Below are 10783 nucleotides of genomic sequence, written 5' to 3' on the forward strand. Positions count from 1 at the left end.
CTTTCTCCCTGGAGCAGGCTGAGTTGCTCAGCGACCTGGGGGATGTTGTTGCAAAACCTGCTTCAAATATCGCCCTGTATGGGATCCGGGGTGCTCAGCCACCTGTTCTGGAGTGCCAACGGCGATGATCTGGCCGCCGCGGTCGCCGCCCTCTGGCCCCAAGTCAATAATCCAATCAGCACAGCGGAGAATGTCCAGGTTATGCTCGATCACCAGCACGGTGTTGCCTGTATCCACCAGCCGTTGCAGGACGTTCAAGAGCTTGTGGACATCGTAAAAAGACAAGCCGGTGGAGGGCTCATCCAGCAGATAGAGGGTTTTGCCGGTGGAGCGGCGGGCCAGTTCTGCGGCCAGCTTGACCCGTTGCGCTTCCCCACCGGAGAGGGTAGGAGCTGGCTGGCCCAGCTTGATGTAATCGAGGCCCACATCGGCCAAGGTCTGCAGGATCTTGGCGGCAGGAGGCAGGGCAGCGAAAAACTCCAGCGCCTCCCCCACCGTCATATCCAGGACTTCGGCGATGTTCTTGCCCTTGTACCTGACCTGCAGGGTTTCGCGGCTGTAACGGCTGCCCCCGCAGACTTCGCAGGTGACGTACACATCGGGCAGGAAGTTCATTTCAATCACGTTCACCCCCTGCCCTTTGCAGGCTTCACAGCGCCCCCCCTTGACATTGAAGGAAAAGTGGCCGGATGGGTAGCCTCTGGCCTTGGCATCCAAGGTTTGGGCAAAGGTTTGGCGGATGGGATCAAACAAACCCGTGTAGGTGGCAGGGTTGGAGCGGGGGGTACGGCCAATGGGAGATTGGTCGATGACGATCACCTTGTCGATGTGTTCGATGCCCTCAAGTTCTCCCATCTCCGCGGGTTGGGGCACCTTGTGTCCAAGATGGTGCTGCAGGGCAGGGTAGAGCAATTCGTTGACCAAGGTGGATTTGCCGGAGCCGGAGACGCCTGTAACACAGACCAACTTGCCCAGAGGGATCTCCACATCGATGTGCTTGAGGTTGTTTTTGTGGGCATTGGTGAGCCTGAGGGCAACCGCTTTCCCAGCCCGCCGCTGCGCAGGGGTAGGGATCCGCAGCCGCCCCGAAAGATAAGCTCCGGTGATGGAGCGCTCGCGGGCCATGATGTCCGCCAGGGATCCCTGCACCACCACTTCCCCCCCGTGGATCCCGGCTCCAGGGCCGATATCCACGATGTAATCGGCGGCACGGATGGTTTCTTCGTCGTGTTCCACCACGATCAGCGTGTTGCCCAGATCTCGCAGGCGAAACAGGGTTTGCAACAGGCGCTCGTTGTCCCGCTGGTGGAGGCCAATCGAGGGTTCGTCCAACACGTAGAGCACCCCCGTCAAGCCGGAGCCCATCTGGCTGGCCAGCCGGATCCGCTGCGCCTCGCCCCCGGAGAGGGTCATGGCCGGGCGGGCCAGCGTTAGGTAGTCCAGGCCCACATCCACCAGAAACTGCAGCCGGGTTTTGATCTCCCGCAGCACCAGCTCGCCGATCTGCACTTGTCGCGGGGTAAGTTTCAACTGCTCCAGGCGGTGCAGGCAGTCGCGGATGGAGATCTCGGTGAGATCGGTAATGCGGTAGCCGCCGATGCGCACGGCCAGAGCTTCCGGCTTGAGACGGGATCCCCCACAGGCGGAACAGGGACGGTAGGTGAGGTAGGCTTCCAGCTTTTGCCGATAGATTTCGGAAGTGGTTTCCTGGTAGTGCCGCTGCAATTGGGGAATCACCCCCTCATAGCGGCGATAGTACCCCCGGCCTCGGTACTGAGATTCTACCTCGGCGATGTAGACCTCCTGGTCGGCGCCGTAGAGGATGATCTGCTGTTGCTGGGGGGTGAGATCACACCAGCGGCTGCTGAGGTCAAAGCCAAAAGCCTTGGCGGCTCCCGCCAACAAAGCCAGATAGTAGGGGTTCTCCCGCTCTGCCCAAGGGGCGATGGCCGCGTACAAGGGGAGCTTGGGATCGGGCACGATCCGCTCGGGGTCGAAGATGGGCTCAAAACCCAGCCCGTGGCAGACAGGACAGGCCCCAATCGGCGAGTTGAAGGAAAACAGGCGCGGCGACAGCTCGCCCATCACCGAACCGTGCTCCGGGCAGGCAAATTGCTCAGAAAAAATCAGCTCCGTTGGCTTGCTGTTCAGGTATTGCCCCGCCGACTCGGCCACCTTTTGCAGCAGCTGTTCTCGCTCCTCTTCCCGCGGCAGCAGCTCCACCACCGCAATTCCTCCCGACTGGCGCAGGCAGGTTGCCAGAGAATCGGCCAGTCGCTCCGCTATGTCGGGGCTCTTGACCAGCCGATCCACCACAACCTCAAGGGTGTGGGTTTTGTTTTTGGCTAACTCGATCTCCTCGCTCAGATCCCGCACCTGGCCGTCGATGCGCACGCGCACAAACCCTTGCTGGCGCAAGCTTTGCAACAGGTTGGCATGGGTGCCCTTTTTCCCCTTCACCACCGGCGAGAGCAACTGAAACCGCGTCCGATCCGGCAGAGCCATGATCTGATCCACAATCTGATCCACCGTCTGCGGGGCAATCACCCGGTTGCAATGGGGACAGTGAGGGATCCCAGCTCGCCCATACAGAAGCCGCAGGTAGTCGTAGATTTCGGTAACGGTGCCGACGGTGGAACGGGGGTTGTGGCTGGTGGACTTTTGATCGATGGAGATGGCCGGACTCAGCCCTTCGATGCGATCCACATCCGGTTTGTCCAGTTGCCCCAAAAACTGTCGCGCATAGGCGCTGAGGGATTCCACATAGCGCCGCTGTCCCTCGGCAAAGATGGTGTCGAAAGCCAAGGAGGACTTGCCCGATCCGGAGACGCCCGTGAATACCACCAGGCGATCGCGCGGGATCCTCAGCTCGACATTTTTGAGGTTGTGCTGCCGCGCCCCCACCACGTGAATTTCGTTTTGGCTGGACATCTCACCACCTTTTCGCGCAGCGTGTCACAGGCATCCCGTCGAGACCGGCGAGTAACAAAATCTTAACGATTCTTAGTTAACGATTCTAATGCTCTTCGCTTTGTCCAAAAGGGGATCCCAGGGAGGGCAAACCGGTAGCAAAAAAGACTTGGCTATGCTGGAAAAGATCGACCCCCAAGGGCCATGACCTGGACACTGCCATCCGTTCAAAAGGTGTTTGTTTACCTGTTGGTGGGGATCGCCTTCACGGCCCTTTGTCTGGGGGATCAGGCTTTGTCGCCACCGGTCATTGCCGTTTGCTTGGCCGCAGGGGCCTGCAGTTGGTTTTGGGAGCCGCCAAGGATTGCTTTTGCCCGCTATGCCCCCCTGTGGATGCCTCTGACGGTGGCGGTGTTGCTCAGCCTGCTGGCTTTGGTCATCTTTGGGATCCTTCCCTTTTCCGATGGGGCCATTGGCTTGGTGCTTTACCTAACGGGGGCCAAGCTGTTTCAGCGGGAACGGGCAGCCGATCACATCCAGTTGGCGGTGCTGTCTCTGCTGCTGATGGCCATTGCCACTCTGTTCAACGAAGACATCAGCTTTGGGCTGCTGTTTTTGCTGTACGTGGGGGTAGGGCTAATCAACCTCACCCTTTACCACCTGCGCCTGCAAGCAGAGCAGCACCCGCAGGCAGCCAGCCAAACCCGTGGCATCAACCTCAACTTTTTGGGCTTTCTCGGATCCCTGGCTTTGCTGGCGGTGATCCTGTCCGTGGCTTTGTTTTTCTTGTTCCCGCGGGTCAGTTTAGGAATTCTGGGTCGCCAGGCCCGCTCGCCGGTGATGACCACTGGCTTTGCCGAGGAAGTCAGCCTGGGAGCATTCGGCACCCTCAAAACCGATAACACCGTTGTCATGCGGGTGGAATTTCCGGCAGGGGTGCCGCCCCGTGTGGAGTCCCTCTACTGGCGCGGGATCAGCTTCGATCGCTACGATGGACGGGCCTGGTCGCGAACGCTAGACCGCTTCATCCCCATTTTCCCCAACGCAGCAGGGGTATTTGATCTCTCTGCCTCCAGCTTGATCCCCACTGCTCCCGACCTGCTGCTTCTCCCCTTGGAGCAGCTTATCTATCTGGAGCCGCTGGTCACCAACACCGTTTTTGGGGTGGCCCCGCTGGTGGAGATGGAATGGCTGGAGCGGGGCGGAGCAGCGACGGTGCAACAAGCTTGGCAACGGCAGAATCGCCGCCTTATCCTGAGCGAGACCGGAGATGTTGGCCATTCTCTGCCTCGGCAGGTGCCCCATCTTTACCGCGCCCGGAGCCGGATCTCAAGGGAGTTAAGCCCGCGCTTGCGCCGGCTAGGCCACGCGGAGCTGTTCAGTGCTCTCGACCCAGTCCAACAGGCAGCCTATCTGCAGTTGCCAGCAGACCTGGATCCGCGCATTCCCGCCTTGGCTGAAGACGTTACCGCTGGGATCCCCGATGTCTTTGGCAAGGTGACGGCTTTGCAGAACTACCTGCTGGAGAACTACGCCTATACCACCGATCTGCCGGATCCCGGCCCTGAACCGCCTTTGGAAGCCTTTCTGTTCACCCATCGGCGGGGCCACTGCGAATATTTCGCCACAGCCCTGACGATACTGGCCCGCAGCATTGGCATCCCGGCCCGGATGGTGAATGGCTTTTTGGGCGGGCGCTGGGTGGCGCAGGAAAATTATCTGGCAGTACGCAATGCCGACGCCCATTCCTGGACGGAGATCCCCTTTGGCCCCTACGGCTGGGTCATCTTTGACGCTACGCCGGCAGAGGCCAATGTTAGTCAGCGGCAGAGCTGGTGGGATCCCCTTCAAGATTTCTACGACAGCTTGCGCTTCCGCTGGTTTAAGTACGTCATCCAGTACGACCTATCCACCCAGCGGCAGATCTGGCGGCAGATCCAGGAGCTGGCCAGCGCTGTAGCCGCCTCTCCGGATCGAGAGGATGTCGGTGCTGGCTTCCGTCGCAGCCTGGTTGCCTTGGGGCAAACGTTGCAGCAGAATGGCCTGCCGGTGTTGGGGGTGGTTTTGATCACCGGATCCATGGCCTATTGGGGTCGCCGCCGCCGCTATCAGGCCGTGCGCTGGCAGGATGGGGGGTGGATTCTGTTGGCCACTGCCGGCAATGGGGTGGTGATGGGATCCCTGTGGCAGCCTCCGCCCCCCTGGCCCACCTGGATGGTTGGCCTCTTGCTACCGAGTCTGGCCTTTGCTGGGATGCGCTGGATCCCGGCGGCTCTACCCAAGTCGCAGCAGCGCCGCCAGCTTATCTCAAGGCTTTATCTGCAACTGCGGGATCTGGCGACGGCGGTGGGGATCCCAGCCCACCTAGGCCCTGAGGCCTGCCTGGAACACTTGCGCCACTCCGACTTACCACAAGCCCAGGTGGCCATCCAGTTCTTGGAGCGCTACCTGGAGGTGCGCTTCGGTGGGATCCCGTTGGAGGCGGGCGAATTGCAGCGCTGGCAACAGCAATTCAAACGGCTCAGACGAGCATGGCAGCCACTGGCCAAAACCCCCAGAAGAGCCGCCTGACCAGAAGGACGGCTATGCCCTGGAGCAGGTACCCCAAAAGCCCTGCGAGAAACCTTGACAGTTATGAGATAGTTAAGAGATAGTTAACGTTAGTTATAGACCCCGTAAGCTGCACTGTCAGACGGGGAAATCGCTCAGTGGCGCACTCGCTTCAGGCACGTTTCGCGCTGCTGCATTGCTATGCCCTTGCAAACTCATCTGAAGCTGTGTTACGTTTTTTAACGTTCAGCTTCGAACGAGCAAGGGCGTGTTAGCTATGCGTAGCTATTCTTTGAGGGCGGCTTTGGCTGCAACTTTGTGTCTGCTGTCCTCGTCAGTTTTTTCCTCTAGTGTGGCTCAAGCGGCGCCTCAGCCGACCGGAAACGGGGCCATCTTCTTTCACCCGGATGGCACTTCGGCTTCTCACTGGGACATCACACGCATTCTCCACTACGGCCCCGATGGCTTTCTGAACTGGGATCGTCTTCCCGTGATTACCACCTATCGCGGGCACCATCTCGACCAGCTTGGGGGAACTTCCAACGCCGGAGCGGTGACCCATGCCACAGGAACTCGTGTCCACGCCAAGAGCTTTGGGAGCGAGCTGAAGCCCTAGTGTCTGCTGTGGTCACCTGCCTTGGGCGGGTGTTTGCCCCACAAGCTCTGTCCGTCACGGGGGATCCATCCAGTGGATCCCCTTTTTTTATGAGAACCACATAACGGCGAAGGGGCTAGCTCAGCAAAGCAGATAGACGTAGTTCATTTTGCGTTAGAACTGTACTACAGTGGGCTATCATGGAGCCGAGACTGTCCTTTGGGTTTGAGTTTGTTCCACCAACGCGAACTGCGATCTTCAACCATGCCCACTCCCGCTGACTCCTCTCCATCCCCCCTTCTCCAAAGCGACGAGGTTCTCAAGCCTGAGGACTCTGTTCCGCTGAGGGGGACGGTATTGGCGGCCCGTGAGCCTTTTTTGGGGCTGTTGCGGGATCTGGCGCGGGCCTACCAAGCTTTTGAAAATTACGCCGGGGTTCACATTCGGCAAATGGGGCTGACGGCCCCCCAATTCGATGTGTTGGTTACCCTTGGCAATACCCCTGGGATGACCATGAATGTCTTGGCCCAAAAAACGCTGGTGACCAAAGGGACACTGACCGGCATTGTGGATCGCCTGGAACAAAAAGGGCTGGTGCGCCGGGAAGTGCCCCCGGAAAACCGACGCTGCTTTAAGGTCGTGCTGACAGAAGCGGGGGAAAAACTGTTTGAGGAAATTTTCCCGGCCCACGTCGCCTACTTGAAAGAGCGCTTCCAAAAGCTGGATCCCTCGGAGATGGCGCAGATCCAGGCTTACCTCAAAAAGCTGCAGGCTATTTTCTAGCGCTTTCAGATTCCCCTCTGCGATCCGGCTGATCAGCGACCCCCAAGCCGCAGTGCCGGAAGCAACCTCTAGCCCGGTTCAAACGGCTGCCCTAGAGCTGCCGGCGGCGTGGCCTTCACCGCCTGCTGAATCCAGCGCCGCAGCCGAGGTGGGATCCCGCGCAAGCCGTACTCCCACCATTCCCCAGAAGTGAGCACCAACACCAAAATCATCAACACAAAGGGAGCCACCGTAAAAACTTGGGTGGGCACGGCGCGGATGGTAGTCTGGGCAACTCCGGCAAAGGACTGCAAAATGCCGAACAGGTAGGCCCCCAGAGCTACCCGCAAGGGGTTCCAGCCACCGAAGATGACGATGGCCAAGGCAATCCAGCCATACCCTGCTGTATGTCGGTGGCTCCAGCCGGCCTTGAAATCCAGAGAAAAGGCAGCCCCCGCCAAGCCCAATAGGGATCCCCCCACAAGGGTGTAAACATAGCGCCAGAAAATGACATCGGTGCCCCGGGCAAAGGCTGCTGCCGGCTGTTCTCCCATGGCCCGCAACATCAGGCCAGGCCGAGTGCGATACAAAAAGAACCAAGTTCCCCCGATGAGCGCGTAGCTGGCGTACAGCAACAGATCCCCTTGGAACAGGAGTGGCCCCAGCAGCGGCACCTCTCTCAGGAAGGGGATGGGCAGGCTGGGCACCGTTGGCCCTGGGATCCGCACGAACGGATTGCCCAAAAAGGAAGACAAATCCGCCCCCAATAGGGTCAAGACGAAACCAATGGCAATTTGGGATCCCTTCAGGGTCAGCGAGCCAAAGGCCACGATCCCAGCAAACAGCGCTCCCACCGCGGCGGCAGCCAAAAAGCCCAATACCAAGCTTCCCGTCAGCTTGGCCACGGCGAACCCAACCATGGCCGCCAGCATGATCGTCCCCTCTGCGGAGAGGTTGATCACCCCTGCCCGCTCGGTAATGGTTTCCCCCACACAGGCGAAGACCACCGGTGTGGCGGTGGCAATGGCAGTGGAGAGAATAGCAACCAGTTGGGCAGCGGTCATTATGAGCCTGTCGAGAACTCGGGTTGGGTTAACGCATTTGCAGTTGCTGCGGGAATGCGCCTGTCGATCTGGTCATCGCCTCACCCCAACACCCAGAGCATGAAAGCCACCCCTAGGGTGACGGCACCAAACAGAGCATAGCTGATCCGGCGCAGCGGCCTCAGTTGCAGGGCATGCAGATCCTTAAGCCAGCCCAGCCCCAAGGATTCGACAAAGCGATCCAGCACCGCCTGCATAGGGTAGGCGTAAACCGATCCTTGCTCCTTAAAGTTCACCAGCACAACCAGCAGTGTAGCGTAGCCCCAGAGGAGGCCCCAGAGCACAGCGCTCAACCCGATTAAAATTGGCTCAAACATCGACTTTCCCTTGCCTTCTATAGGCATGTCCACTGCTTGCGTGAGCGGGAGACGGAGTTCTTTGAGCCTGGGGGACTTGGATCTCATTATTCCGGTTGTTTTCCCGTTGAGGCTGCCCTCCCTCAGACAAGAGCGTAGAAGGGATCCCAGCTTGCTTGCAGAGATCACGCCGGTTCTCTTCTGCCCGTCCAGACCAGAAGATGACAAACTGGAAGTACCCGCTCGGAGTTATCTCGTCAAATCCCCATGAGTTCTCGCTACCTGCTGCCCCCCGCTGAACCCAAGTCTGTCGGTACTGCCTATATCCTCTGGGCGTTGGGCATCTTCGGGATCTGTGGCGTCCATCGCTTCTACCTGGGCAAGACTGGAACAGGCATCCTCTGGCTGTTCACCTTTGGCCTGCTGGGCTTTGGCCAGTTAATTGACCTGTTTTTGATCCCAGGCATGGTGGAGAACTACAACTTCAAGCTGGCCGTCCTGCAGGGATCCCGACCCTCCCCATCCCCAGCTTCCTCAAAAACCACCTCAGCACCTCCTCAGCCCCTCAAAGGTCAAGCTCTGATGCGGGAGATCCTGCGGCTAGCCCAACAGCGGCAAGGGATCCTCACCCTTGCGGAGATAGCTATCGACTTACCTGCCGACTTTGACGAAATTGAAAAGGCGCTGCAAGAGCTGAGCCGGCGGAGCATGGCTTTCCCCGAAAACAACCCGGTCACTGGAGCGGTAGAATACCACTTCCCTCACCTGCTGCACCGCTCCCCCGACCAACGTTCGCTCTAGATGCCCTCCTGCAGACCTCTACTGGGATCCCAGGATCCCTCGGCGCTTGGCTGCCCGAACCGCCCGGCGAAAGGTCAGCAAGCCCAGGCCGAAGTAGAAAACGCCGCTGGTCAGAGCCATGATCAGCCGCACGGGATCCAGCCCTACCTCACGCACCATTACGTCGCGTAACAGCCCCGCCCCCGCTGTCATGGGTAGCATCTGCCCCAGCCCCTTCAGGGATCCCGGCCATTCTTCCGTGGGAGCAGCCAACAGAAAAAGCAAGCCGAATTGGCTGATGATCAAAAGCTGCTGAATTCGCTTCCAAATCAGAGCGGCGGATCCCAGCAAAAACGAAAAACCGTAGGCCCCCAGCACCACGCTCACCAAAGGCAACACCAGAGCAGGGGGAAACCGCAACCGGCTGCCCGTCAGCAATAAGATGACGCCCAGAATGACGACGACAATGGAAAAGCGCAACACCAAGCTGGCACAAGCCCGTGCCAAGAAGAGAGTGGCTGCCGAAAATGGCGAGAGCAACACCTGCTCCAAGGTGCCTGTCTGGGCTTCCACCTGCAGGTTGAGGGCGATGTCGTTCACCACAAAAATGACCAGCGTCCAGAGCACATAGCCGATCACCACCGCATCCAACCGTTCGCCAAATTGGGAGGCAGGCCCTGCCACATATTGGGCGCCGGCAAAGAGGGCATAGAAGAAGAACGTGGTGATCAGGATCCCGCCCAGGGCCTCCGCCGGATAGCGAATGTACTGGATCCAGGCCCGCTTTAGTTCGGCCCAAAACAGGTGGATCACTGGCATTGTCTATCCCCTCTTTTCAACAACTCGAGGAAAATATGGGTGAGATCGGCTTCCTCTCGTTTGAGGCTGAGCAAGGGCAAAGGCTTCAAGATCTCCAGCACCTGATAGAGCATCTCTGGCGGGCCGCTGAACCGCACCCGATGGGATCCGAGAATCTCCACCCCTTGGCGGGCCAGTTGTTCAAACCTCCAGGGATCCAGCCCCTGTTCCAGCTCGATCCGGTAAGTACCGACGGCGCCGGCAAAGTGCCGGATCAACTCTCCCGTGGGGGCTTGGGCGATGATCACCCCTTGTCGAATAACGGCTACCTGATCCGAGAGCGCTTCCGCAATATCCAGTTGATGGGTGGTGAGCAAGATGGCTCGACCCGAAGCGGCAATTTGGCGGATCAGGGATTTCACCGCTTGCGCCGATTCCACATCCAACCCCAGGGTGGGCTCATCCAGCAGCAACAGGGCCGGTTGATGCAGGAGGGCGACGGCAATGGCCACCTTCTGCTGCATACCCCGCGAAAGGGTTTGCACGGCCACATCTTGTTTCTCCTGCAGGCCAAAGGTCTCCAGCAGCTCTAGCCCCCGTTGCCGAGCGGTTCTGGGGGATAGCCCCCGCAGCACACCGAAGTACTCCAGGTTCTGTAGGGGGGTCATCCGCCAGTAGAGGTTGCGATTGCCTTCCAGCACTGCCCCCACCTGGGCCAGGGCCCCCGGATCGGTATGGGGATCCCGTCCGAGAACGCACACTGTGCCCGCGTCCGGTTGGATCAGCCCGGCAATCATCTTAATGGTGGTGGTCTTGCCGGCCCCGTTGGGCCCCAAAAAAGCCAGGATCTCCCCTGCTGCCAGCGTCAGGGAGACATCCACCACCGCCCGCACCTCCCTGCCTCCTTGCCGGTAGGTTTTTTGGAGGTGGTGAGCTTCTAGAACTTTCATGACGCGAACCCGATGCAAACGCGAAGCCGATGCAAAAAG

Annotated in this window: 9 protein-coding genes; 4 read left to right on the top strand and 5 right to left on the bottom strand. The window is 59.4% G+C overall.

All coding sequences use genetic code 11. The features are described from left to right. Nucleotides 1-27: 27 nt before the first annotated feature. Entirely contained in the window at nt 28-2931 is a 2904-nt protein-coding gene (gene uvrA, locus ACVWZU_RS01460) for an excinuclease ABC subunit UvrA (protein ID WP_457442977.1), read from the bottom strand. Nucleotides 2932-3114: 183 nt separating this feature from the next. Between uvrA and ACVWZU_RS01465 the strand changes: the two genes are divergently transcribed. The 3 genes from ACVWZU_RS01465 to ACVWZU_RS01475 all read left to right on the top strand — a co-directional run bounded on the left by ACVWZU_RS01465 (nt 3115) and on the right by ACVWZU_RS01475 (nt 6838). After that, the gene (locus ACVWZU_RS01465; RefSeq protein WP_457442979.1) at nt 3115-5481 is read left to right on the top strand and encodes a transglutaminase TgpA family protein; all 2367 of its coding nucleotides are present in this window, start codon (nt 3115-3117) and stop codon (nt 5479-5481) included. A 256-nt stretch (nt 5482-5737) separates the two neighbouring features. Beyond that, a complete protein-coding gene (locus ACVWZU_RS01470; RefSeq protein ID WP_457442981.1) occupies nt 5738-6076 on the top strand; it encodes a hypothetical protein in 339 nt (112 codons plus the stop codon). A gap of 336 nt (nt 6077-6412) precedes the next feature. Further along, complete coding sequence (locus ACVWZU_RS01475; RefSeq protein WP_457443031.1) at nt 6413-6838, top strand: MarR family winged helix-turn-helix transcriptional regulator; 426 nt, start codon at nt 6413-6415, stop codon at nt 6836-6838. A gap of 68 nt (nt 6839-6906) precedes the next feature. Here ACVWZU_RS01475 and ACVWZU_RS01480 read toward each other — a convergent pair whose 3' ends face one another. Next, entirely contained in the window at nt 6907-7881 is a 975-nt protein-coding gene (locus ACVWZU_RS01480) for an ABC transporter permease (RefSeq protein WP_457442983.1), read from the bottom strand. An 80-nt stretch (nt 7882-7961) separates the two neighbouring features. Continuing rightward, nucleotides 7962-8237, bottom strand: coding sequence for a hypothetical protein (locus tag ACVWZU_RS01485; protein ID WP_041436392.1), 276 nt, complete (start codon nt 8235-8237; stop codon nt 7962-7964). A gap of 246 nt (nt 8238-8483) precedes the next feature. Here ACVWZU_RS01485 and ACVWZU_RS01490 point away from each other — a divergent pair, with 246 nt between their 5' ends. After that, entirely contained in the window at nt 8484-9017 is a 534-nt protein-coding gene (locus ACVWZU_RS01490) for a TM2 domain-containing protein (protein ID WP_414342801.1), read from the top strand. An 18-nt stretch (nt 9018-9035) separates the two neighbouring features. Here ACVWZU_RS01490 and ACVWZU_RS01495 read toward each other — a convergent pair whose 3' ends face one another. Continuing rightward, nucleotides 9036-9815, bottom strand: coding sequence for an ABC transporter permease (locus ACVWZU_RS01495; protein ID WP_457442985.1), 780 nt, complete (start codon nt 9813-9815; stop codon nt 9036-9038). Beyond that, the gene (locus ACVWZU_RS01500) at nt 9806-10744 is read right to left on the bottom strand and encodes an ABC transporter ATP-binding protein (protein ID WP_457442987.1); all 939 of its coding nucleotides are present in this window, start codon (nt 10742-10744) and stop codon (nt 9806-9808) included. The genes ACVWZU_RS01495 and ACVWZU_RS01500 overlap by 10 nt, the downstream gene beginning before the upstream one ends. Nucleotides 10745-10783 lie beyond the last annotated feature (39 nt).

The sequence above is a fragment of the Thermostichus sp. MS-CIW-26 genome (assembly GCF_054059115.1).